This is a genomic window from Alteromonas sp. ABV4_515, from assembly GCF_056160345.1.
In genome coordinates this window covers 292,711-316,510 of the sequence record NZ_JBSWWZ010000006.1, presented here as the reverse complement: position 1 = coordinate 316,510, position 23,800 = coordinate 292,711, and the positions used below count along the sequence as shown (strand labels likewise).

Annotated in this window: 23 protein-coding genes; 11 read left to right on the top strand and 12 right to left on the bottom strand. The window is 46.9% G+C overall.

What is annotated here, in order from left to right:
* Nucleotide 1: 1 nt before the first annotated feature.
* Both iolG and ACXAGX_RS15715 read left to right on the top strand, forming a co-directional pair.
* On the top strand, nucleotides 2-1,015 hold the full coding sequence (gene iolG, locus ACXAGX_RS15720) for a bifunctional inositol 2-dehydrogenase/D-chiro-inositol 1-dehydrogenase (RefSeq protein ID WP_474839471.1): 1,014 nt from the start codon (nucleotides 2-4) through the stop codon (nucleotides 1,013-1,015).
* Between the two features lie 66 nt (nucleotides 1,016-1,081).
* Complete coding sequence (locus tag ACXAGX_RS15715) at nucleotides 1,082-2,017, top strand: DMT family transporter (RefSeq protein WP_474839469.1); 936 nt, start codon at nucleotides 1,082-1,084, stop codon at nucleotides 2,015-2,017.
* 99 nt (nucleotides 2,018-2,116) lie between these two features.
* On the opposite strand, the gene iolB is transcribed toward ACXAGX_RS15715, so the two are convergent.
* Nucleotides 2,117-2,932: a 5-deoxy-glucuronate isomerase gene (gene iolB, locus ACXAGX_RS15710; protein WP_474818230.1), complete on the bottom strand. Its 816-nt coding sequence runs from the start codon at nucleotides 2,930-2,932 to the stop codon at nucleotides 2,117-2,119.
* A gap of 300 nt (nucleotides 2,933-3,232) precedes the next feature.
* Between iolB and ACXAGX_RS15705 the strand changes: the two genes are divergently transcribed.
* The 4 genes from ACXAGX_RS15705 (at nucleotide 3,233) to ACXAGX_RS15690 (ending at nucleotide 6,384) form a co-directional block, all read left to right on the top strand.
* A complete protein-coding gene (locus ACXAGX_RS15705) occupies nucleotides 3,233-4,543 on the top strand; it encodes a putative bifunctional diguanylate cyclase/phosphodiesterase (protein WP_474839467.1) in 1,311 nt (436 codons plus the stop codon).
* Nucleotides 4,544-4,617: 74 nt separating this feature from the next.
* The gene (gene astE, locus ACXAGX_RS15700) at nucleotides 4,618-5,655 is read left to right on the top strand and encodes a succinylglutamate desuccinylase (protein ID WP_474839465.1); all 1,038 of its coding nucleotides are present in this window, start codon (nucleotides 4,618-4,620) and stop codon (nucleotides 5,653-5,655) included.
* Entirely contained in the window at nucleotides 5,648-6,064 is a 417-nt protein-coding gene (locus tag ACXAGX_RS15695) for an HIT domain-containing protein (RefSeq protein WP_474839463.1), read from the top strand. Before astE ends, ACXAGX_RS15695 begins: the two co-directional genes overlap by 8 nt.
* The gene (locus ACXAGX_RS15690; RefSeq protein WP_070123568.1) at nucleotides 6,061-6,384 is read left to right on the top strand and encodes a heavy metal-binding domain-containing protein; all 324 of its coding nucleotides are present in this window, start codon (nucleotides 6,061-6,063) and stop codon (nucleotides 6,382-6,384) included. Before ACXAGX_RS15695 ends, ACXAGX_RS15690 begins: the two co-directional genes overlap by 4 nt.
* 26 nt (nucleotides 6,385-6,410) lie before the next feature.
* Here ACXAGX_RS15690 and ACXAGX_RS15685 read toward each other — a convergent pair whose 3' ends face one another.
* The 6 genes from ACXAGX_RS15685 to ACXAGX_RS15660 all read right to left on the bottom strand — a co-directional run bounded on the left by ACXAGX_RS15685 (nucleotide 6,411) and on the right by ACXAGX_RS15660 (nucleotide 11,227).
* A complete protein-coding gene (locus ACXAGX_RS15685; RefSeq protein WP_474839461.1) occupies nucleotides 6,411-6,554 on the bottom strand; it encodes a DUF2897 family protein in 144 nt (47 codons plus the stop codon).
* Entirely contained in the window at nucleotides 6,554-7,228 is a 675-nt protein-coding gene (locus ACXAGX_RS15680) for a M15 family metallopeptidase (protein WP_474839459.1), read from the bottom strand. The genes ACXAGX_RS15685 and ACXAGX_RS15680 overlap by 1 nt, the downstream gene beginning before the upstream one ends.
* On the bottom strand, nucleotides 7,225-8,352 hold the full coding sequence (gene dapE / locus ACXAGX_RS15675) for a succinyl-diaminopimelate desuccinylase (RefSeq protein ID WP_474818237.1): 1,128 nt from the start codon (nucleotides 8,350-8,352) through the stop codon (nucleotides 7,225-7,227). Before dapE ends, ACXAGX_RS15680 begins: the two co-directional genes overlap by 4 nt.
* Complete coding sequence (locus ACXAGX_RS15670) at nucleotides 8,352-8,696, bottom strand: ArsC family reductase (protein ID WP_474839457.1); 345 nt, start codon at nucleotides 8,694-8,696, stop codon at nucleotides 8,352-8,354. The genes dapE and ACXAGX_RS15670 overlap by 1 nt, the downstream gene beginning before the upstream one ends.
* Nucleotides 8,697-8,850: 154 nt before the next feature.
* The gene (locus tag ACXAGX_RS15665) at nucleotides 8,851-9,771 is read right to left on the bottom strand and encodes an alpha-E domain-containing protein (protein WP_474839455.1); all 921 of its coding nucleotides are present in this window, start codon (nucleotides 9,769-9,771) and stop codon (nucleotides 8,851-8,853) included.
* 1 nt (nucleotide 9,772) lies between these two features.
* Nucleotides 9,773-11,227: a circularly permuted type 2 ATP-grasp protein gene (locus ACXAGX_RS15660; protein ID WP_474839453.1), complete on the bottom strand. Its 1,455-nt coding sequence runs from the start codon at nucleotides 11,225-11,227 to the stop codon at nucleotides 9,773-9,775.
* Nucleotides 11,228-11,411: 184 nt separating this feature from the next.
* Here ACXAGX_RS15660 and ACXAGX_RS15655 point away from each other — a divergent pair, with 184 nt between their 5' ends.
* The gene (locus ACXAGX_RS15655; RefSeq protein WP_474839451.1) at nucleotides 11,412-12,155 is read left to right on the top strand and encodes a proteasome-type protease; all 744 of its coding nucleotides are present in this window, start codon (nucleotides 11,412-11,414) and stop codon (nucleotides 12,153-12,155) included.
* Nucleotides 12,156-12,205: 50 nt separating this feature from the next.
* On the opposite strand, the gene ACXAGX_RS15650 is transcribed toward ACXAGX_RS15655, so the two are convergent.
* From ACXAGX_RS15650 to ACXAGX_RS15640, 3 genes are all read right to left on the bottom strand, one after another.
* Complete coding sequence (locus tag ACXAGX_RS15650; protein WP_474839449.1) at nucleotides 12,206-13,270, bottom strand: zinc-binding metallopeptidase family protein; 1,065 nt, start codon at nucleotides 13,268-13,270, stop codon at nucleotides 12,206-12,208.
* A gap of 97 nt (nucleotides 13,271-13,367) precedes the next feature.
* Nucleotides 13,368-13,868 carry a PTS glucose transporter subunit IIA gene (locus ACXAGX_RS15645; protein WP_474839447.1) on the bottom strand — a complete coding sequence of 167 codons (501 nt, stop codon included), beginning with the start codon at nucleotides 13,866-13,868 and terminating at the stop codon, nucleotides 13,368-13,370.
* A gap of 6 nt (nucleotides 13,869-13,874) precedes the next feature.
* On the bottom strand, nucleotides 13,875-14,261 hold the full coding sequence (locus ACXAGX_RS15640) for an ACT domain-containing protein (protein WP_474839445.1): 387 nt from the start codon (nucleotides 14,259-14,261) through the stop codon (nucleotides 13,875-13,877).
* A gap of 295 nt (nucleotides 14,262-14,556) precedes the next feature.
* Between ACXAGX_RS15640 and ACXAGX_RS15635 the strand changes: the two genes are divergently transcribed.
* The gene (locus ACXAGX_RS15635) at nucleotides 14,557-14,922 is read left to right on the top strand and encodes a VOC family protein (RefSeq protein WP_474818245.1); all 366 of its coding nucleotides are present in this window, start codon (nucleotides 14,557-14,559) and stop codon (nucleotides 14,920-14,922) included.
* Between the two features lie 80 nt (nucleotides 14,923-15,002).
* Complete coding sequence (locus ACXAGX_RS15630; RefSeq protein WP_474839443.1) at nucleotides 15,003-16,085, top strand: patatin-like phospholipase family protein; 1,083 nt, start codon at nucleotides 15,003-15,005, stop codon at nucleotides 16,083-16,085.
* A 43-nt stretch (nucleotides 16,086-16,128) separates the two neighbouring features.
* On the opposite strand, the gene ACXAGX_RS15625 is transcribed toward ACXAGX_RS15630, so the two are convergent.
* The gene (locus ACXAGX_RS15625; protein WP_474839441.1) at nucleotides 16,129-17,868 is read right to left on the bottom strand and encodes a GGDEF domain-containing protein; all 1,740 of its coding nucleotides are present in this window, start codon (nucleotides 17,866-17,868) and stop codon (nucleotides 16,129-16,131) included.
* A gap of 543 nt (nucleotides 17,869-18,411) precedes the next feature.
* Between ACXAGX_RS15625 and ACXAGX_RS15620 the strand changes: the two genes are divergently transcribed.
* Nucleotides 18,412-19,623 carry an MFS transporter gene (locus ACXAGX_RS15620; protein ID WP_474839439.1) on the top strand — a complete coding sequence of 404 codons (1,212 nt, stop codon included), beginning with the start codon at nucleotides 18,412-18,414 and terminating at the stop codon, nucleotides 19,621-19,623.
* Between the two features lie 24 nt (nucleotides 19,624-19,647).
* Here the strand turns inward: ACXAGX_RS15620 and ACXAGX_RS15615 are convergent, their stop codons facing one another.
* The gene (locus ACXAGX_RS15615) at nucleotides 19,648-20,763 is read right to left on the bottom strand and encodes a mechanosensitive ion channel family protein (RefSeq protein ID WP_474818251.1); all 1,116 of its coding nucleotides are present in this window, start codon (nucleotides 20,761-20,763) and stop codon (nucleotides 19,648-19,650) included.
* Nucleotides 20,764-21,072: 309 nt separating this feature from the next.
* Between ACXAGX_RS15615 and ACXAGX_RS15610 the strand changes: the two genes are divergently transcribed.
* Nucleotides 21,073-23,730: an ATP-binding protein gene (locus tag ACXAGX_RS15610; RefSeq protein WP_474818252.1), complete on the top strand. Its 2,658-nt coding sequence runs from the start codon at nucleotides 21,073-21,075 to the stop codon at nucleotides 23,728-23,730.
* Nucleotides 23,731-23,800: the final 70 nt, after the last annotated feature.

Genomic DNA, 23,800 nt, shown 5'->3' with positions numbered 1-23,800 from the left:
CATGAATGTAAGAATCGGAGTTATCGGAACCGGTGCCATCGGTGCAGACCATGCACGTCGCCTGTCGAAAGTACTGACCGGCGCAGAAGTAGTTGCTTTAACGGATGTGAATCGCCAGAGCGCAGAAAAAGTAAAAGCAGATCTGGAACTGCTGAATGCAGAAATTTATAACGATGGTCATGAGCTTATCGACGCTGGTGATGTAGACGCTATATTGGTTGCCTCGTGGGGACCTACCCACGAAGAATACGTGTTGGCCGCCATCGAGGCTGGCAAGTATGTATTCTGTGAAAAGCCTCTGGCTACCACCGCAGAAGGTTGTCGTCGAATTGTTGATGCTGAGATCGCACACGGTAAACGCCTTGTACAGGTTGGTTTCATGCGTCCTTATGATGCAGGTTACCGTTTGCTGAAGAAGGCTATCGATGAAGGCGAAATCGGCGACCCGCTAATGGTACATTGTGCTCACCGTAACCCGGAAGTGCCAGAATCTTATGTTACCTCAATGGCGATTCAGGACACCCTGGTACACGAACTGGATGTACTGCGCTGGCTGCTGAACGATGATTATGTAACTGCACAGGTGGTATTCCCGCGCTCAACCCGTCATACCCACGCGAAGCTCGCCGATCCGCAGATTGTACTGCTGGAAACTGCAAAGGGTATCCGTATCGACGTGGAAATTTTTGTGAACTGTAAGTACGGTTACGACATTCAGTGCTCTGTTGTTGGTGAAGAGGGTGTTGCTAACCTGCCAGAGCCGATGAGCGTGCTGAAACGTCAGGAAGGTGCACTGTCTACGTCAATTATGACCGATTGGAAAAAGCGCTTCATTGATTCCTACGATGTGGAATTACAGGATTTCATCGATGGTGTTACCATTCGTGAAATTACCGGGCCGACGGCATGGGACGGCTTCGCAGCTTCTGTAGCCAGCGATGCGTGTGTCAAAGCGCAGGAGACAGGTGAAATTGTGCCGGTTGATATGCCACCGCGACCCGCATTTTACGGTTAATCGCAAAGCATCTATTACAGACCCCCGCATCACGCGGGGGTTTTTATTTCAGGAGATTTATTGTTAATGCAGCAGAAAACCAACTCTGACCTGACGGCAAACTTACTCTTGCTGGCAGTAACATTGCTGGCGGCCTCTGGCTGGCTGTTCTCTAAGTTTGTCCTGGTTGCCATGACCCCCATGTTTTTTCTGGCTATCCGTTTTGTCGGTTCCGGTGTGATGGTGGGTGGCATGCAACCGAAAAACGTAGTGCGTGCACCCTTGCAGCAGAAGCTCAGATCGTTAATGACAGGGGCGATTCTGGGTTGCCAGACTGCGCTGTGGGGGCTGGCACTCATGTTATCCGAAGGGCTCGGAGTGGGAGCCTTTCTTATCAGTCTGAGTTTTTTGTTGATCCCGGTTACTGGTCTGCTTTTTGGCTATCGTGCTCAGTCTCACACCTGGCTGGCGGTAGCAATCGCAATGCCTGGCCTCGGCTTACTGGCGCTTCGTCATGGCTTTGCTTTGCAGGATTCTGACATCCTGTTTCTTATTTCAGCCGTGTTATATGCTTTGTACTTTAATATTAACGGCAGGCTATGTGCCGGTATTCCTGCCGTAGTACAAACAAGCTATCAGTTGATAGCGGCCGGAAGCGTCTGTTTCATCTTCTTCCTCTTTCTTGAAGTTGATGAGCCTCAATCCGTTCATGGTATCTGGCATTATCTGGCATTGAGTATCGTACTTGCTACCTGCCTGCGCTTTTTCCTTTTATTAAAAGCGCAAAGTATGGCACCGGAAGGACAGGGGGCTATTGTTATGACCCTGGAACCTGTCTGGGTTGCCGTGCTCAGTGCGTGGTGGCTGGATGAAAAACTGAGTCTGATGGCTTTGTCCGGCATGGCCTTAATCTTTGCAGCCCTTATGGTAAACGCATTAGGCAGTGTAAGAGCAAGCCGCAAATTAAAAGCGTCTGACAGACGTCAAAGCGCGTCAGCTGGTTCAGAACTGAAAATAAAATAGAGTCGGCATGGGAATATAAAAAAGGCCTGCTCAAATGAGCAGGCCATAAAATCATCCGTCTGTACCCAACCGCAACGGATGACAAGGTACTTACCGAATTTATTCTCCGTAAGCGGGCGAATTGACCCAGTTATGCGCGTCTTCCCAGACAAAACACCAACGTCTGTCGGGGCCCGCCATCACGTTCAGGTAATAGCTGTTGTAGCCGGCTAGTGTAGCAACAGGGTGGTAGCCTTTCGGCACCATGACTACATCTTTATTATAAGCAGCCATGGATTCATCAATCTCACCATCTTCAGTGTAAACACGCTGGAATACAAAGCCCTGGGGCGGGTCAATACGATGATAATAGGTTTCTTCCAGGTAGGTTTCGTGTGGGGCATTATCTTGATCGTGTTTATGCGACGGATAAGAGCTGGTATTGCCTTCGTCGGTGTACACCTCTACTACCAGCAGGCTGTCAGCGGGCTCTGTTTCTGGCAAGATGTTATGTACGTGTCGCTTATTGAATCCCTTCCCGCGGGATTCTGATCCAATGTCATCCGGCGTAATTAGGCGTGCTTTTACGCCACCTTTGCCGGGCGCTTTACATACCGCTACTTCAACATCTGTGGTGGCGGTTAAGGTAAACTCATCGTCGTTAGGCAGATAGACGGCATAAGGTTTTTTTCGCTCAAACGGGCTCATGCGGTCGCCAATGTTGTTCAGATCAAGTGTTTTTGATTTTATGTTGGCTTTACCACCCACTAGTACCAGGCATACTTCTTTATCTTCAGTTTGTTGGGAAAGTATTTCACCGGCTTTCAGTTCAAAAACTTCAAAGCCAACGTACTTCCAACCCGCAGATTCAGGAGAAATCTCCTGGGTACAGGCATCGGTTTCAGGTGCGCGATATTTCGAGAGTAGTTCAGGCATTGCTCATCCTTATCTGCTGATTATTTCAGTCTTAATGAAAAACACAATATCGCAAATGAAATAAAAATTCCATAAAAAGTTATTTAGGTTTATATTTTTCGTTAAATTGGTGGTGTAGGGGGTAATTCTTTTCAGTTAGCAGGAGTAACTACTCCGACAAGGCGCTGAATAAGCGTATTACTCTAGAGGGCTTATGTTATGATTTGCAATACAAAAGAATAATTGCGCAGTCTTCCGCCACATGGTTTTATTCTGCGATAATAAATGTATAAAAACGCACAGAAATTCGGAACGCCCTCAATGAGCCGACTACATAAAAGCCTGGCCACGATCCCCAATCGATATGCATTTATCGACACTATAGAGCAGTGTGCGGGTCGTCATAAGCAATTTTCACTCATGCTGGTTGATGTAGTGCGGTTCTCCGATGTCACCACCAGTCTGGGCATTAAAGTTGCCGACCAGTTCCTTTTGGAAATTGCCAACCGTATTGTGCTGTTGTTCGATGACAACGTACAGTTTGGGCGTATCAGTGGCGATGTATTCGGGATTGTGCTGCCGAATAAAACCCGCAAGAAAGATCTTCACGCCGCCTACGAGCATCTGGTCGAACATTTTAAAACGCCCATGCAACACGAGAATAACGCGTTTATTGCTGACTTCAATGTGGGCGTGGTAAGTGGCACCCAGGAAAATTTTGAGATTACGGCGTTCGTGTCTCGGGGCGAAGCGGCGCTTAAACAAGCGAAAGAAAATAAATACGAAAATTTCCATGCGATGTCGATGTCAGAGAAGGCGCAAACCGGACGTAGTCTGGCGCTAAAGGCCGATCTTAAACGTGCCCTGCAACAGAATGAACTGGAGCTGTATTTTCAGCCTCAAGTCAATCTCAATACATTACAAATCGTTGGTGCAGAGTGTCTGCTACGCTGGAATCATCCACTGGATGGCGTGCTATTTCCCGGTCCGCTCATTGAAGCGGCCGAGTCGTATAACATGATGAACGAGCTGGCTTACTGGACCTTCGAGCAGGCATTTCAAAACATGGCGCGGCTAGATGCCTACGGATTGGATATCTCGTTATCGGTAAACATTTCGCCAACTCAGCTCTACGACAGCAAGCTCATCCCTACGTTGGTGCGTTTGCGCGATAAGTACAGTCTAAGTTTGTCGCGATTTGAACTGGAGCTGACCGAAGATGTGGCGTTGTCGAATTCATTAATGGTGAAAAAGCAGCTTAATGAGCTCAGCGCGTTAGGCGTTGCAATTGCGGTAGATGATTTTGGTAAAGGCTATTCAAACCTGGCATTCATCCGCGAATTGTCGATTAATGCACTAAAAATTGATAAATCCTTTGTAATGGAACTGAGTCATAACCCGGTTAACCGAGCCATTATCGAAGCAGCCAAAATTATCGGTAAAGCCAAGCATTGCCAGGTGATTGCCGAGGGCGTGGAAACCACGGAACAGCTTCACGAGCTGCGTGAAATTGGTATTTTGACCGGGCAGGGCTACTTGTTTTCGAAGGCCGTTCCACTTAACGATTTTGTAGAGCTGGCGCGCAAAGAAATCATGATTGGTGGCTCACCTTTACGCCGCCTTTTGGTGTAATTGTCGACAAAGTTGGTTTTTAACTGCGAACCCGATAAGATCCTGTTTCCTCGTAAACCATTTTCAGGATCTTCATGCTTAGCCGTTTGCTCGCCCATGGCGATTTTCTCAATTTATCCCGCTTTTCCCCTGACGCCGTGAAGCCGCAGACGTTGCAGCTCGAAAACGGAGTGCGGGTGCACATTATTGCACCCGGAATTGTCGCTTTTTATCCGCAAATCATTAATCCTGAAAGCAAATATATTGTGCTTTCTTCTGGCGTACACGGCAATGAAACGGCCCCCATTGAAATCTGTGACGACCTGGTAAAACGCCTGGTCACAGGCTCGCTTGTTCCTACTCATGCTGTATTGTTCCAATTCGGTAACCTGGACGCTATGGCGATTGCAAAACGCTTCATCGAAGAAAATATGAACCGGCTGTTTTGTGGCGCACATTCTGCCGTGGAAGGACGGGTGAACGATGAGCGTATCAGGGCAAAGCAACTTGAAGATACCATGGCAGCGTTTTTCGCCGATGCCGGAGATAACGCAGAGAAACTACACTACGATCTTCACACCGCCATACGTGAATCAAAAAACGAGAAATTCGCGGTTTACCCTTTCCTGCATGGCAAGCCCTATAGCCGCGAGCAACTGTCTTTCATGAAAGCCTGTGGCGTGAAAACGATTTTACTTTCGGAGTCGGCCACCACGACATACAGTTATCACTCATCGTTGAACCATGGCGCCCATTCTTTTACCGTTGAACTGGGGAAAGTGCAGCCTTTTGGTCAGAACGACATGGCGCGGTTTGAAGAGGCGAGAAATACACTCACCTCGTTGGTTTGCGAACGACAAGTATCGCTGAATGATGACTTATCAGACATGGTGATTTATCGCGTTAATCAGGTGATTAACAAGCAGGCTGACGATTTCGTGCTGCATTTTGCTGATGATACCCCCAATTTTATGGATTTCAAAAAAGGCGATAAACTGGCGTCAGAAACCGGCATGGAGTATTTTGCTGAACAAGATGGCGAAGCCGTGGTGTTTCCCAATGCCAATGTGGCTATCGGACAACGTGCCATTCTTACGGTCGTACCGGCTTCACTGGAGTACATAAATGTTTAAACTCGATGCGCGCTTACAGAACGATACGGCTCTGGTAACCGATTTACCGCTTTGCCGGGTATTGCTGATGAATGACAGTCAGTTTCCTTGGCTCATTCTAGTGCCCCGGATTAACGACTTAGCAGAATTACACGAACTGGACGATGCGCAAACAGCGCAATATGTGGCAGAGTCTCGTCTCACCAGTCGGGTGCTGCAAAATGTCTTTACACCTTATAAGCTCAATGTGGCAGCGTTGGGGAACGTCGTGCGTCAGTTGCACATTCATCACGTGGCCCGTTTTGAAAACGATGTAGCATGGCCTGCACCTGTTTGGGGGCGTCAGGCGACAGTACCGTATAGCGCTGAAACGTTGGCGGCAAATCTGGAACAATTACAGTCTGCATTTTCAATGGAGGAAAAATTATGATTTTAACGACAACACCAGGTATCGAAGGCAAAACCATCACCCAGTACCACGGTATCGTCATCGGCGAAGCGGTGATGGGCGCAAACATCTTCAAAGATCTCTTTGCTTCTATTCGTGATATTGTAGGCGGTCGCTCAGGCTCGTATGAAGACGAGCTAACACGAGCCCGGAAATTGGCGTTTGCTGAGCTTGAGCAAGAAGCCAGACAAATGGGCGCAAATGCGGTTGTGGGTATCGATATTGATTATCAGGTGATTGGTGATAAGGGCAGCATGTTGATGGTGAGTATCAGTGGAACTGCAGTGCGTATCACTGACTAGTGCGAATATGAGAAATGAAGACGATTTTACTTGTCGTCTTCATCATCCCATTTACGGGGCGTAAAATCTTTCGGTACGTTGAATTTCTTCGATGATCGCAGTAGTAGGATATTGCCTGCAATAAAGCCGATAACCAGTACGATGATCACAATAATCCAAGTTGTACTCATTAAACCCCCTTATTCAGCACGTAGCGCTCAAATAACTCATCTAACCGGTTCAACACCGCTGTTTTACCTACCATGTCAGCGTTTTCAAGGGCTGAACGCAATGAGTCCACACTGCGCTGCTGTTCAAACTGCACCGCTGTTTCGGTATAGCTTAGATGCCATAGCTCAACAGCTACGCCGCCTTTATTTTCCAGAAACGGGCGGTGAAAACCAAAAACGCTGAGGTGTTTTTCCAGCCAGCACGCTAGTTCAAAGCACGGACCTTTTTCGCGGTATTCTGCATCGACTAATTCAAAATTTTGCCCCCAGTGCTGCACCGATTTACGGTCGAACACATCAATATCTGTACCCCAATGATGGCGACTGCCGCCAGGCAGGGCAGACCAGGTGAGGATGGCATCAATTTTTTGGTTATCATCAAGGGCTGCAAAATCAAGGGCAACACCACTGGCATCATACAGCGTTGCCTCACCACGCCACTTGCGATTCCATATCGCTAACTGCCGATAAAAGTCCCGGTGGCTGCTCACTAACTGACAATCAATACCGTCATCTTTTGCCGCTTGTTGCATGGCCCGCCAGGGCGCGGCAACATCCTGGTGAATAACAAATTTGTCATCCACCGGGGTAAGAAACGGATTGTCGATGCCGAGCCACGCAGAATTTATACTCATGCTAATAAACGCACCATCATCGCGTAATAGATCTCTGTTAACGTTTCTAAGTCTTTCATAGATACGCATTCATCGATTTTATGGATTGTTGCATTTACCGGTCCGAGTTCAACAACTTGTGCACCGGTAGGTGCGATAAAACGACCATCCGAAGTGCCACCTGCCGTAGAAAGCTCTGTTTCGCGGCCTGTTACCGAAGAAATGGCCGCCTGAGTGGCCTCTACCAACGCACCAGAATCGGTAAGAAACGGCTGACCGTTGAAAGTCCAGTCGATGTCATAATCAAGATTGTGCTTGTCCAGAATGGTGGTCACGCGCTCAATGAGTTGCTGATCAGTCACTTCGGTAGAAAAACGGAAGTTAAAGCACACCTTGCAAGAGCCAGGGATCACGTTACCGGCACCGGTGCCAGCGTTAATGTTGGAGATCTGAAAGCTGGTGGGCGGAAAGAAATCATTGCCGTTGTCCCAATGAGACTGGCTCAATTCTGCTAACGCTGGGGCGGCGTCATGCACCGGATTTTTGGCAAGGTGCGGATAAGCCACGTGGCCCTGAATACCTTTCACCGTTAAATCGCCGGTTAATGAACCACGACGGCCGTTTTTTACCACGTCGCCCACTTCGGTAGTCGACGATGGTTCGCCCACAATACACCAGGTGATTTTTTCGTTACGGGCTTCCAGGGTGTCGATAACCCGGGTAGTCCCGTTAATAAACGGACCTTCTTCATCACTGGTGATGAGATAAGCAATACTGCCTTTATGATCGGGGTAGTCGGCAACGAAGCGGCGGGTTGCTACCATCATGGCTGCCAGGCTGCCTTTCATATCGGCAGCGCCGCGGCCGTGCAGATAACCGTCTTTCTCGGTGGCAACAAAGGGGGGAGTCTGCCAGGCATCTTCTGGGCCACTGGGCACCACGTCAGTGTGGCCGGCAAAGCACAATAATGGACCGTCTGAACCACGGCGAGACCACAGGTTAGTGGTATCTTCAAACACCATGTCTTCGTGGCTAAAGCCAGACTCGTCCAGCCAGGCTTTCATGTATTCCTGACACCCGGCATCTTCAGGGGTAACGGAACGACGATTTATCAGATTTTTTGCGACATCTATGACCAGGCTCATCAGGCAAATATCTCCTCATATTGTGTAGGCTTGAAGCCTAAAAAATAATTGCCGTTATGAATAAGCACCGGACGCTTGATCATGGCTGGGTATTCCAGCATCAATCCTAGCGCATTGTCTTTATTCAGGTTATTTTTCTGTTCGTCTGTTAGCTGCCTGAAGGTGGTGCCTCGCTTGTTCAGCAGGCTTTCCCAACCAAGGGCGGCTTCAGTTTCTGCCAGCCAGCCTGCTTCCAGGCCATCTTTACGGTAATCGTGGAAGGTAAAGGAAATATCATTCTGTTCCAGCCACTTTTTGGCTTTTTTAATCGTATCGCAATTGCTGATACCGAATAGCTTGGTCATAGTAGTTCAACATCGAAGGGAGAATGGCGGTCAGTCTAATTAACTGCAAGCAAGGGTGCAACTACGCAACGTAGAATGGTTGGATTGATGGGCGGAATGTAGAAGATATTTACGGCTCCCGAATTACTTGGGGAGCCGCAGCTTACAACGTTATCTAGAAGTACGCTTTATTTACTGCCAGATGAATGTCCATCAAACCCGCTTGTATTTCATCAATGACATGATGCAGAGACTCTTGGGTCAACGTATGGATATCGAGTTTTTCTACGATAGTAGAGAGCTGCTCAAACTGGTCACAGACAGCATTAGACTGTGGTAGTTCTTCCAGACATTTTTTTATCTGATGGACAGAATGGCAAATACTTCGCGGAAAGGAATGGCGCTTGAGTAAAAATTCCAGCACGTCGGTACGGTTTACCCGTAAACGCATTTCCTGGCGGTACATTTGATAGGCCGACAGTGATTTAAGTACGCCAATCCACTGAATATTCTCAAAGGCCGGGTGTTCGTCAGCCATTTGAGGTAGCAAGGATGCTGAGCGCACATCAATGATACGGGAGGTCATGTCGCAGCGTTCCAGGTGTCTGCCCAAGCGCAGAAAGGCATAAGCGTCATCACGGTTCATTGTGCCGCCCACCAGACCGGTAATGGTTTGGTTACCTTTAATTATTTTATTAAGACAATTAAAGCGGTGACGGCGGGTAAGCACGCTTTGGCCATCGGCTTTGGCTTGCAAGTGAATATTGTTTATTTCCTCCCAGGCTTCAGAAGGAATGATTTCACGCACAATGCGGGCATTTTCACGAGCGGCAGCCAGTGAATTAATAATAGATCCCGGATTGTTCTGGTCGGTCACCATGAAGCGGATAACGCTTTTTTCATCAGCCGATTCATAGTTCGCATAAAAGGTTTCGCGGATAGATAACATATCCACGATGGGCTCCCAGCCAAGCGGCACACTGCGAGGTAAGTCCAGCAGCAGATGTGTGTTCACCTGAATAAGACGGGCGGTATTTTCAGCACGCTCAAGATAGCGGGCCATCCAGTAAATATGGTTAGCTACGCGGGACAACATCTTATTCGCCCTCCATGTCGACAATCCAGGTGTCTTTACTGCCGCCACCCTGAGATGAATTCACCACAGTAGAGCCTTTGCGCATGGCCACACGGGTCAGACCGCCTGTAGTCACAGAGATATCTTCGCCAGATAAGATAAACGGACGTAAATCCAGATGGCGACCTTCGGCTTTATTTCCAATCAGCGTTGGGGCAGTGGACAGCAGTAACATGGGCTGAGCGACATAATTTCGCGGGTCGCGGCGAATAAGGCGGACAAATTTTTCACGCTCTGCTTTGGTGGCGTGAGGACCAATTAACATACCATAACCACCGGATTCATTGGCTGGTTTAACAACCATTTCATCGATGTGTTCGATAACGTAGTCACGCTCGTCTTTATTGATACACTTGTAAGTAGGAACGTTGGGTAACAACGGCTCTTCATCCAGATAGAAGCGAATGATATCCGGTACAAAGGCGTAGACCACTTTATCGTCGGCCACACCGGCGCCTGGTGCATTCGCAAGGCCGACATTTCCGGCTTTCCAGGCACGCATTAGGCCGGGCACACCTAACATGGAATCTTCTTGAAATACTTCCGGGTCGAGGAAGGCGTCATCGATGCGACGATAAATAACATCGACCCGTGACAGCCCTTCAACAGTTCGCATGTATACGATATCGTCGTCATCAACCACGAGATCGCTACCAACAACCAATTCAGCACCCATTTGCTGTGCCAGGTAAGCGTGTTCGAAATAAGCCGAGTTATAAATACCCGGTGTGAGTACTACAATTTCTGGTTGTGCCACGTCTCGCGGCGATAACTGACAAAGCATATCGTAAAGTTCAGACGGATAATCATCTACCGGCAGTATGTTGTACTTTTCGAACATATCCGGGAACACCCGTTTCATCACGTGGCGATTCTCCAGCATGTAAGACACACCTGAAGGCACCCGCAGGTTATCCTCCAGCACGTAAACCGTACCGTGCTGATCACGCACTAAATCCGAGCCACAGATATGCGCCCACACGCCGTGTTTGGGTTTTACGCCCAGACATTCCGGCAGGAAGTTTTTAGAATTAATGAGAATGTCTTCCGGCACAATACCGGCACCCAGAATACGTTGTTCGTTGTATAAATCGTCGATGAACATATTGAGCGCTTTTACCCGTTGTTTCAGGCCAAGCTCAATTTGTTGCCATTCTTTTTTGTCGATAATGCGAGGGATGATATCGAAAGGCCAGGCTCTGTCGATTGAGCCTTCTTCTTCAGTGTACACGGTGAACGTAATGCCCATCACGTGAATGGCCGTGCTGGCCGCCACGCGGTATTCTTCGATATCTTTGTCGGACAATCCCCTGAGGTAAGAGCACAAATCTACAGCAGCTTCTCTTGGCTTATTCCTGCCCTTGATTAACTCGTCATAGAATGGGCCCGTAGCGTAATTTCCCCATCTGATTGCCATGGCCTATTCCTTCAGTTTTATTACAGTAATGCTTATTTATTCCCCATATAACTCTGTTTACGGCTAAAAATCAATCGTTAATAAGGTTAAATGTGCCAGAATTAGATTGCGTTCAATCGCATGTGGATGCATGCTTATCAAGATTTTAAAATCCTTGTTAAGATCCTGTCAGGAAAGGTGTAATTTGACTTATTGTGTTGCTATAAAAGTGAACAAAGGGCTGGTTTTTGCCTCTGATTCACGGACGAACGCTGGCGTCGACTATATTGCCACTTACAGCAAAATGTGGCGGTTCAACTGGGCCGGTGAGAGAAGTATTGTTTTGCTGACGTCAGGCAGTCTTGCCACGTCACAGGCGGTGGTAAATGCAATTAAACGGGATCTGGAAAATCCGGCTGCCAAATTCAATCTGCGGTCCGGTAAGCATTTGCACGAGCTGGCTGATTATGTAGGTAAGCTTAGTCAGGCTGAACAAAAGCAACATGCTGAAGCCATGGAGCGTTCAGGCAGCAGCAATGAATCTAATTTTATCATCGGCGGCCAGATCGCCGGTCAGTCACCAGAGATTTTTCTGATTTATCCCCAAGGTAATTATATCTCTGCGTCTGACGATACGCCGTATTTGCAAATTGGTGAGAATAAATATGGTAAGCCCATACTGGATCGCATTATTTCCGGCGCTACGTCACTGGAGGATGCGGCCCGTTGTGCCATAGTGTCACTGGACTCTACTATCCGGAGTAACATTTCTGTGGGGCCACCCATAGAGCTGGCGATTCATTCTGCGAATCAGATTGAAGAGCCGTATCACCAGACATTTACTATGAACAGTACAATGTATAAATCGCTGCAGAAACAGTGGACCGAAGGGCTGAAGCGGGCATTTAATCGCTTGCCCCGGTTTGAATGGGAAAAAATTAAAGAATAAAGCAAACGGCACCTCATGGTGCCGTTTCGTATTGGGTGACAGGGCTAATCTTATTCGTGAAGCAGATTATGAATAAATGCCAGCTTCTGCTTTGCAGGTTCTGTAATGACAAAGGGATAAGCATCATCCTGACCCATGCTGCGGTTCAATGCGTTTAGTACGGTTGTCAAACGACACCAGTCTGCAAAAATTTTATCAAAATTTGTTTCTGCACTGCGCCGATAGCTTTCTGCCAGAGGGTTACATAATTGATTCTGCAAGATGTTAATGCCATAGTCATTGGCGGTTTCCAGCGTATCGACAATATGCAGATAGTGGGCCCAGCTCTCCGCCCAGTCCTCCCAGGGATGCATGCTGGCATAAGCGCTGATAAAGTTTGCCGGCCAGTTCTGCACCGGACCATTTGCATAATAAGTCTGCATGGCATCGGTGTAACTCAGCCGCTCATCACCGAACAGTTTCCGGTACTCGTCGATGTGGCGGGTATCGCGGACTAACGTGTCCCAGTAATAATGTCCCGACTCATGCCTGAAATGACCGATGAGAGTGCGATAACTCTCATTAAGTTCGTCACGCATTTTTATACGAGACTCATCCTCAGCCTCTTTCAGGTTTAATGTTATCAGGCCGTTGCAATGGCCAGTAATGACGGTGGACTTTACTGTCAGTTCCTCACCATACTCGTCTTCGGTAACGTCTTCCAGAAAGCGGAATTTCATGCCGTTTGAATCCGCACTGGATTGTTCACTGGTATCCAGCCTCAGCTTGACCAGTGTGTAAAGTAACCGGCGTTTAGCCTGCTCCATGTTGAACCAAAGGTTAAGATTGTCAGGTTTGGACAAATCGGGGATGGTTTCAGTCAGGCGGCAGGATTCACACAGGGTTTCCTCTTCTTCCACCGGAACCAGCCAGTTACAGACATTATTATGGCTGTAGTTGAGACAAGGTCGGTAGTGTTTACCATTCAGGCAACTTACCCAGTGGCCGTTTTCGTCTATCTCGCAAGCGGTCAGGGTCATTTCCTGGCTGATAAAACCAAGCGGGCGGTGACAGGCCAGGCATTCTGAATTTGCAAAGTACAGCGTATTGCCGCATTCACACACGAAATTTTTCACGTTAAACCCTTTATAGACGACGTGTTTTTGAAAGTTTATAGCATGTTTACGTGAATAACGTATGAAGTGCTATTAAAGATTATCAGATTGAGACGGACTAAATGTAAATGTGGATTAACGGATCTTCTACAGCGATAAATTGTTGAAGATGGGTGGCGACCACGGCTTTGCACTTATCGCCATTGAGAACACAGAGTACTCCAGTAGGCTCAAAACCCTGCTGTTTCAACCATTGTGGCTGAAAGTGCATCAGTGGTGTTCCTGCTTTTACTTTCTGACCGGGCTTTACTAAGCGCTCACACTTTTCTCCCATCAAGTGGTGGGGGTGTGGTAGCAGGTTAATCCACAGTTTGAGTCCGTAGCTGGTTTTAACCTTAAGTTCATAACCGCTCTCTGGTATGGATTCGATTAAGCAATCTGTTGGCGCAAATACGGTATGTCCGCTATATCTAAAGGCCATTGTTGCGCCCCACATGCCAGCCTCATGCAAAGGAAGATCAAGGGCGCTCAGGTCAATGCGGCTGCCATTTACCGGTGAGTTTACAACAAACTGCCGTTGATATTGTTGGGGGGCGGTTGTCGAAAATGCGTGAGTCATATTGCGTTACTGCTCGATAATGGTGTAACCGTCTTCACTAAGTGCGGTAACAGCGTCGTTGAGTTTATCTGCTTTCACCAGGAAAAAATCCGTATCGAAAGTAGAAACAATGAACATACTCACTTTTGCATTGGCCAGAACAGTTCCCAGGTTTGCCATAATACCCACCATAGACAACTCCAATGGGCCAAGCAGTTCAAGGGCGCGCCAGCCTTCATCTGATTCAAGAGACATCAGCTTAACCGAAGAGGGCACTACAACAGAGAGCGTGTCTTCCGTTTTACCAATAAAATAATAGTCGCTGTTCAGAACGGATGCAGGAATCGCAGAGTGAGGGTCAAAGGCATGAATGGTAAATTCATTTTTAATCACGGCAAGCGTTTGTTTGGTCATCGCTTAAAATTCAGTTTTTGAGAGAAACTCATTAAATCACTATCGTTGAATAACTTCCACGTGTTATCCACTTTATCTGTGGATAAGTTTGTTGAGTAGTGTGTGTGGAATTTGTAACTGCATGATTTTAAGCGTTAAAAAAAGGTGGTTAAAACATGTTCAGTGGATAACTGTTACGAATTTCCAAGCATTTTCCACAATCTGTGTCTACCGCTGTGCGAAAAAAAATGTGAAAAAAAAGCGAAATTCTTTAAGCTGTTCGTCTTGACTCTTCATTCTATCTCTGGAGCAGAAAATGAGTGATTCCACTTCCGATTGGCGTGATTTAACCGTAGACGATGCTGTTGCCGTGAGCGATTTTTATGTTGCCGTGTTGGGCTGGCAAAAAGAAGCACTTTCCATGGGGGAATACAATGATTTCATCGTTAAAGACAGTGAAGGCAAAGTCATGGGGGGCATTTGTCACCGAAAGGGGGCAAACGCAAATGTTCCCGCGGGTTGGTTACCTTATTTTACGACCCGAAATTTCGATGCTTCTGTGAATCAAGTGGTGGAGCAGGGCGGCAGACTGCTCTGTGATGTGCGTGAACATGGAACCGCTCGGTTCGTGTACGTGAGCGATCCGTCTGGTGCCTATTTTGCCCTTTATTCAGAGAGTTAATAACGCCAAGGCAATGACAATCCCGATGATGGCTGATAAAGTCAGTATAAGAAAAATAAAACGGAAATAAGGAAATCACGTTGACCGCGCCATTGAATATTTATGCTGGCCCAGGCGCGCTGGCAACGCTTAAGGAAAACGGCTTTTATCCTCTGCTGTTTAATTATTTTCTCGGCGCCTCGGGGGGCCCGAAGTGGTTCGTGCTTGCGGGTCTCGACAGGGTATTGTTTCCAGAATGGTTCGATACCCGTGGCGGACAGGTGCAAGTAATTGGTTCTTCCGCAGGCGCGTTTCGTGCAGCTTGTGCGGTACAAAACGATCCGCTGGCGGCCATTAATCGACTGGCAGAACACTATTCCACTACAGTTTATTCCAAAAAGCCTACTGCCAATGAAATCACGACCAAAGCCCGCGAATTGCTTCACCATGTTGTAGGCAAACAAGGGGCTTATGAAATCATCAGCAATGAACGATTCAAAGCACACATCTTTGCCGTACGCTGCCATAATGCCATGGCCAGCCGTGGCCGTTATACGCAGCTTAACGGATTATTGATGAGTGCTGCTGCAAACGCGGTACGGCGAAAAAATCTGAATATGTTTTACACCCGTCATGTCTTTTCAGCGCCGGGCAGCGAGCTCACTATTCATGATCCTTATCAGTTGAATACTGAACGTAGCGAATTGCAGTTTGTTAATGTGAAAGATGCCTTACTCGCGTCTGGTTCAATTCCACTGGTGTTAGAAGGCGTGGAAAAAATTGTTGGCGTGCCTGAAGGCGTGTATCGAGACGGCGGCATTGTGGACTACCATTTTGACTTATCGTTTGGCCCCCGCAAGGGCCTGGTACTTTATCCTCATTTCTTCGATAAACCCGTACCAGGGTGGTTTGATAAAAATTTGAAACGACGATTACCTCATCGTAGTAGTTACGACAATGTGGTGATGCTAGTGCCGTCTGCTGAGTTTGTTCAGTCTTTGCCTTACGGGAAAATCCCTGATCGTAAAGACTTCAATACCATGGATGCCAAAACCCGCATTAAATACTGGCAAACTGTGTTAAGTGAAACAGATCGGTTAGGGGAATACTTTATGAAGGTGACAGAAGATGGCAGCGTGATGGATGTGATAAAACCGCTGCCGTTTGCTTGTTTGAATGGCTAAGCACGCACTTTTAAATTAACAGTGGAGGATCTGCCGGCCAGCGTTATTCTGACCGGTGATTTAGACCAATTGATGTCGCCATGTCATCAAGGATATCATGCAAGCCGGTTATTTTTTCATTGGTAATGAAGATACTCACCGTCGACTCCACTTTAATACTGCCGGTTGTATCACCTTCTTCCAACGCTTGGGCTATGGCGGTTCGCATGCGTTCAAAATAGGGGCGCGCACTACTTTCCTCAACATTATGCAGACACATAATAAATTGCTCGGTGCCAAATCGGCCCAGAATGTCGCTTCCACGAATGTTGTTTTGTAGTGTTCGAGCAATGGCTTTAAGTACGCTGTTAGTTTTACTCGGGCCGAGATATCGGGTTATTTCCCTGAAATTACTGATATCAAAGACGGCAATGCCTATTGCGCGACCTTTGTCTGGTGCACTGAGCTTGCCAATGCGATTAATCGCGATTTCCGCATTCAACAGCTGCGTAACAGGATCGATGGCTTTAGCGGCAAGGAACTTGCGACGCAAGAAATAAGTGGCGAGACTGCCGGTAATGATAAATACAGCAAGAAGTGCCCACAGAATTCTCTGACGCGCTTGCTGTTCAGCTTCAACTTCTGCTTCCAAACCATAAATCCGGTTATACAGGTTTGCGGCACTCAGCACCCGAGCTGAATCTTGTTGTTTAATGCGCTTGCGCTCAGCTTCCATGGCGAATACATCGTTGGCAACGCGTGCTTTCTCAACATCACCCAGCGCCAGGTAAATTGCCAGATTAAAGCTGAGATAGTCCAGATTAGTCGCGAGCCTTGGTGGTATTTTATTTTTCTCGTCTTTAAATTGTTGAACATAGTCGACAAGACAGACAAGGTTACCGTTGTGGAGGCAAATTTCGGCTTCATGCCATTTATAAATTAGCGTGCCGAATGAGCTGGATACGGCGGAGACTGCTGTTTTGAAATCAGGCAGGGTTTTTTCAAGATTCTCAAAATCTCGGTTTTTTCGGTAATAATACACCAGCGAGTTATAGTAAAAATAGTTGGTGAGCGGTGTGTTTATGGTTGCATTTAACGCCGCATATTCTTCAATGCGTCGATAAGCCTCTTCGTTCTGACCACTGCTTTGCAGAGAAACAATGGCACTGATCAGCATGCTTAACTTATTACTTCCTTCGTAAAATTGCACGCCCATGTCATGGGCTTTGAGGAATTGTTCTGCTGCCAACCCGTGTTGTCCGAGTCCGCCGTAAAGTAAGCCGATGGAGTTGTGTATATGTGCGAGTTCAGCGGGAGAACCGTCTTCATAAAAACGTTCAAGGATATTGAACATTTTTCCTAACCGCTCTGAAACATCGTCTGACTCTGAACAGTAGCTGATCATGCCCAACGATGAGCTCATATAAATATCACTGTGTTTTTCTGGCGATGATAAGGAGCGGGCTTGGCGATAATATTGACAGCGCGTTGGGTTTTCCTGAGCATCGTAAATAAATCCGATCTGGTTTATCGCAGACACGTAAGTATAGGAAGCCTTATCGATGTCCGGCTGGTCCACAAGATCCTCAAGCAGTGACAGTGCGGATTCGAAGTCACCTCGACAAATCAGAAATTGCCCTTTGGCACTGATTAATGCATTTCGCTGAATCGTCGTCAATGACTCCCGGGTCAGCGTGGCTTCAAGCTCAGTAAAGAGGTTATCGTTGGGACAATCGTAAGAGGGCGCTCGTACCTTTTGTATGACAGCGTCGATATCTTCATTGGCGAATGCAGATACTGGCATAAGTAGTCCGAATACTAAAAGCCAGTATATTGGTGTTCTTCTCATACGTCTTTCTAATTTTTCTATTAGTGTAACCACTCAAGCAGAGAATGACTATCATTCTCACTTTTGTAGCCGGAAAAAGTGATACCGCAACTCGGCCGATGTCGAGCAAATTGGTATTACCCTGCCATTAAACCTTATTTCAACGCCGCTGATAAATTCAATAATTTGTATATATTATTAAGCGCTTGTTACAGCCATATTTATTTCTCTGATTAAGCCGTTTTTAGTCTGATGAAACACCTTAATCGTGTGATAAATAGCGTTGTTCAAACCCGGCACCAGTGCGTTATAATTCAGTCATACCAAAGGATTGGTCAAACTCTAATAACATCGACGGCCAAATCTGAGCAATCTAAGATTGCGTATTTCAGATTCCCGCAGCAAAAAAACCTTACACCCTGTTTCTAAAATGATGATTGTTGGTTTATCCACCGGACAACGTTTGGTAATTACTGACAGTTGTTACATTGCTTTTATTTTTCCTGACAGAAGGTATTTATGACAACTCACCACGGGACAACTTCGGCGTCTCCGTTCTGGCCAATTATGATCATGGCGCTCGGTACGTTTACGCTTGGGCTTACTGAATTTGCTTCAATGTCGATGCTGCCACTCATTGCAGCATCTTTTGATGTTTCACCTGCCATGGCGGGCAATGTGATCAGCGGTTACGCCATTGGCGTTGTAATTGGGGCACCGCTATTTATGTTGCTCACCAATAAAACGAACCGACGAACTGCCCTGGTCTTGTTTGCGTCAATGATGTTCATTGCCAATGGGTTGAGCGCTATTGCGACGTCGTTACCGGAAATGGTGTTTTATCGTGTGCTCAGTGGCCTGCCGCACGGTGCCTATTTCGGTACGGCGTTATTGATTGCGTCAGATATGGCACCAAAAGGCAAGCGTGCGAGCTACATGTCGATGGTGTTTATGGGCCTGACTATCGCTACCATCGTAGGTGTACCTATGGCAACGTTGGTTGGCCAAGCGATGAGTTGGCGCGTTTGCATGGCTATCGTCGCTGTACTGGCTTTGGCCGCTGCAATCCTGATTCGCTTTGTTGTACCCAGTTGCCCCATTACTCAGCCAACACGTTTGGGTGAAGAATTCGGCGTACTTAAAAATAAACTGGTGTGGACAATTTCAGGGATCATTTTTGTTGGTTTTGGTGGTGTGTTCTGTATTTACACTTACCTTGCCGACACCATTATGAATGTAACAGAAGCGCCAGAAGTCACCATTTCCATTGCTATGATGATGTTTGGTTTGGGTACCACCATTGGGAATTGGGTATGTGGACGCATGGCTGACAAATCTCCCCTTACTACCACCGGTATTGCGTTGGTTTGTAGTGTGGGCATTTCTATTATGTACGTGTTTGCCGCCCACGATATCTATTGGTTATACCTCAGCGTGTTTTGTCTGGGGGCTTCCGTGGGGCTGGCTGCGGTTATTCAGTCGATGCTACTCGATGTGTCGCCTACCGGCCACGCTATGATTGGTGCACTCGTGCAGTGCGCATTTAATACGGCTAATGCTATTGGTCCATGGGTGGGAGGCAGCCTGTTGGCTTCCGGTGCAACGTTTAACGAAACCGGCTATGCCTCAGCATTGCTTTTTGCTGGTGGCTTTGTCATGTGGGGATTAAGCTACATGATGATGCGTCAGAAAAATCGTACGCCTCAAGTTTGTAGCTCTGCAAGCTGCTAAAGCGGCTTCATGTGTGTGGCGCAGTTAATTTTTCTGCGCCCGCACTACGGCTTTGGCTTTACTGGAAGCCAATATGTTTGCCGCATCTTCCTGATCCACATTAATGGCCGTGATTGGAAATGGAATCACAATACCTTCTTCATCAAAGCGCTGCTTCAGCATCTTCATAAACGCACTTTTTATAAAAAAGCGGTTAAAATACTCACGCGTTCTCAGCATGACGGTAAGGTTAATGCTGGAATTATCGAAGGTGTGAAACAGCACGAAAGGTTCGTAGGTCGGTACTCCGTATTCATGGTTGTGCAAGGTGTATTCCGCCACTTCCAGGCACACTTTTTCAACCAGCTCTAAATCTGACGAGTAGTGCACCCCCACCTCGATTGGCACAGACAATTCTCGTTCAGGGTAATAATAATTTATCAATTTAGAGTTAGATAACTTACTGTTGGGCATGATCACAATGTTGTTTGGTAGCATTCTGACCCACGTTGACCGCCAGCCAATTTTCTCCACAAATCCCTGTTCGCCGGAATCCAGTTCGATAAAGTCGCCTACGCGAATCGGCTTATCGATAATAAGTTGTATACCTGAAAAGAAATTCTCAAGGGTGGGCTGAAGTGCAAGGGCTACGGCCAAAGAGGTGATACCTAACGACGCAATGATTGGCGTTATAGAAACACCCATCGTACTCAGTATTACCAGGATGGCCAGGCTAGCTAGAATTGCCCGCATGGCTCCGCCGGCTATGCTGCTGGTATTCTTAACTAATGTGGATTCATTCTGATACCGGCGCAAGGAGTAGGTAAAAAAGCGTTCGAAAAACAGGAAAAAAGTGAGAATGACGCCTGCTTTCACCACATGTTCGATAATCAACTCTGTGCGGTCGTTAATAATCGACAACCATTCCAACAGAAATTTGCCAAGCACTACCATCACCAGAAAGATAAACAGGGTGAGAGGGGCATCGAGTGACAGCACCAAAATTCGATATATGCCAGCCATAGAGCTAGACTCAGACCGGGCTTTTTGCTTCAGACGCACCAATATGATGCGCTTTGCAATGAACAGCGTCACGATCACGGCGAGAATAATACCGAGGGTAATCGCTTCCTGGGTCTTTAAGAATGCGGGAATGGTCATTTTTGAGGATTCTCTGACAAAGCTAGATGATATTGACTACTGATTAACCGAGCAAAAGGTGCACCAGGTTCAAGCTGATCTTCGCTCGATACTACCCGTAGATAAAATTATCAACCTGCTTTTCATGCGTTTCTGATTGCTAAAACTGGCCAGGAGTAAATGGTCTCTGATATATGTCGTTTAACGCATTTAATGAATCACAGTTTGTTATGTTTATCAGTCTCATTGGTTGTGTGATAGGTTAGCATCTGAAACGACAAACCTCGGTCTGTGAGAAAGTATCGAGCGAATAATAAGGTAAAAAAATTAATGAGTTACGACCCGAAATCCTTCCCTTATCAGAAGTGTGAAGATGAACCTATTCACATTCCTGAAAATATTCAGAGTTACGGATTTTTGCTCGCTTTCGACAAATCAGACCTCACCATCCAAATAATCAGTGAAAATGTAAGAGAGTTATTTACTGAAGAGGTGATAGGCAGGGAGTTTCTCACCTTGTTGTCTTCTGAAACCGATGAAAAGCAGTTTCTGCAAGAAACCTTCGACCGTGTTTCTAAAAGCAAAATACGTCTGCCCATTAAATTGCGCCTTAATCGTGACATACTTGCATCACATCAGGACGAAGATTACCTTGCTGTGGTGTATGACAGCAGTGGCTATTACGTGGTCGAATTCGAGCCGGCCACAGAATTTCGTGATACCTACAGTGCTGAGCAATTTATAAAGTTATATGCCATGTCTGTGGCACCGCGTTTCAAAGAAATGACGTCGTTGAACGAGATGGCCGCTGAAATGGTCTCAACCATCCGTTATCTGACAGGCATGGACCGCGTTGTTTTATACAAATTCAACGAAGACTTTTCCGGAAAAGTTATCGCAGAAGCAAAAGCCGATGATATTTCATCCTATGAAGGGCTTTATTTTCCGGCTTCTGACATTCCGAGTCAGGCGCGAGAGCTCTATAAGACTAATTGGGTTCGCCTAACGCCTGATACTGAATTACCGCCGTCGAAGCTTATTCCCACACAGGAAGAGATGGGAAGAGAGCCTCTGGATTTGTCGCGTTCACTGTTGCGCCGTTTTTCTCCTATTCATTTACAATACATCCGTAATCAGGGTTTGCGGGCGTCATTTTCTATTTCCCTGGTGACGGAAGGTGAACTATACGGCTTGATTTCTTGCCATCACCGAGAGCCTTGCTACATTCCTCAGGATGTACGACTGCAGTGCGAAAACCTGAGCCAGTTGTTCAGCTGGCATTTGCGGGCAAAAGAAGAGGAAATCGCTCGTGTGAAAAAAGAAGAGACCGATAAAGCCGTCGATCTAATGCTGGATAAAATTGGTCCTTCCAATCCCATTGGGCGGGTAGTGAAAAGTGGTGAACAAGCGTTTCTCAATGCTTTGAATTCAGACGGGTTTATCTATTTCTCTCAATACGAGACCATTTCTCTGGGCGATGTGCTACCTGTCGACCTGGTAAAAGCCATCTTTTTGAAGGCAAGTCACAGCGATGGTTTCCCCTTTACCTGTGACAATCTGTTTGAAGCGTGGCCAGAGGCCAAAGAGCATGGTATCGCGGGTATTATGATCATTCCGCTTTTCGAGAAAAAGCGCTATTTCACGGCCTGGTTCCGAAAGGAGAATACGCGTTATCAGCGTTGGGTCGGTGTGGAAAACGAAAAATCTGAAGATGCCCCGAAAGATGAACGTTTAAAACCACGCACTTCGTTTGCTGTGAACGAACGGGCCATTATGGGTTACGCCAGTCCCTTTGATCGTGCTGATATCGAAACGGCAAACCGACTAAACCGCATGTTTCTGGTTTATGCCCTCGATGTGCAGGAAAAAATGCATATCAGTATTCAGGAGTTGGAACGTCAAGACCGTTACCGCAACGAGTTTTTAGCCACCCTAGCCCACGAATTACGCAATCCATTGGGGCCAATCACATCGGGGGCTGCAATCCTTGAAAGCGTGGATGACGAGGCGACACGCAAACGGGTCACTTCAATCATTGGTCGTCAGGCTGCTTACATGTCAAAACTGGTCAACGACCTCATGGACGTGTCCCGTATTACTCAGGGCAAAGTAAAGCTGGAATTCGAAAAACTGCTTATTCACGATGTCATATCGCAATCGCTGGAAATGGTGGATGAACACATTCAGCAGAAAGGCCATCATATTGACGTGGAATATCCTGCAGAGCACGTAACGGTTTACGGCGACAAGGCGCGTCTTAGCCAAATATTCTCCAACATTATTCACAACGCAGCCAAGTACACTGAAGAAGGTGGCAACATTGCAATTAGTGTTCGCGGTGAAGGCTCATTGGTGGTGGTAGAAATTGCCGACAACGGTATGGGAATTCCGCAGGAACGCCTGGCTGATGTATTTAATATGTTTACGCAAATTGAGGCTCATTCTACCCACACAAAAGGTGGCTTAGGCATTGGACTAACATTGGTGAGTAAACTCGTGGCGCTGCATCACGGTGATATTCGTGTTGAAAGTGATGGGGCAGGAAAGGGGAGCTCATTCTTTATTCGTTTGCCTATTTCACGTGTCGCCTTTGATCAAACTACGATGGGATCGGATGATCATGCGGCAACGGCTGAAACTCGGGTGATGTTTGTCGACGATAACGCCGACCTGGTTGATACCTATTGCATGCTTGCAGAATCAATGGGTTACAAGGCACAAGGCGTTTCTGACCCTAAAAATGCCCTGGCGTTATTTAAATCGTTCAAACCCAACTGCGTATTCCTCGATATCGGCATGCCCGATATAGATGGCTACGAATTATGCAAAGTATTAAAGATCCAGCCTGAAGCGGCGCAGGTGAAATTCTATTCTCAAAGTGGATGGGGTACCGACCGTTACCTGGAAGACTCAAAAAAAGCCGGTTTCGAAAAACATTTAGTGAAACCCCTTACCAAAGAGATTATTAAAGCGTCAGTGGAATATTGATTTAAGTGGTCGTGGCCGATAGTTTTTTCGGCCACTGCTAACCAATTCGCCACCTGTTGATTGTTAATCA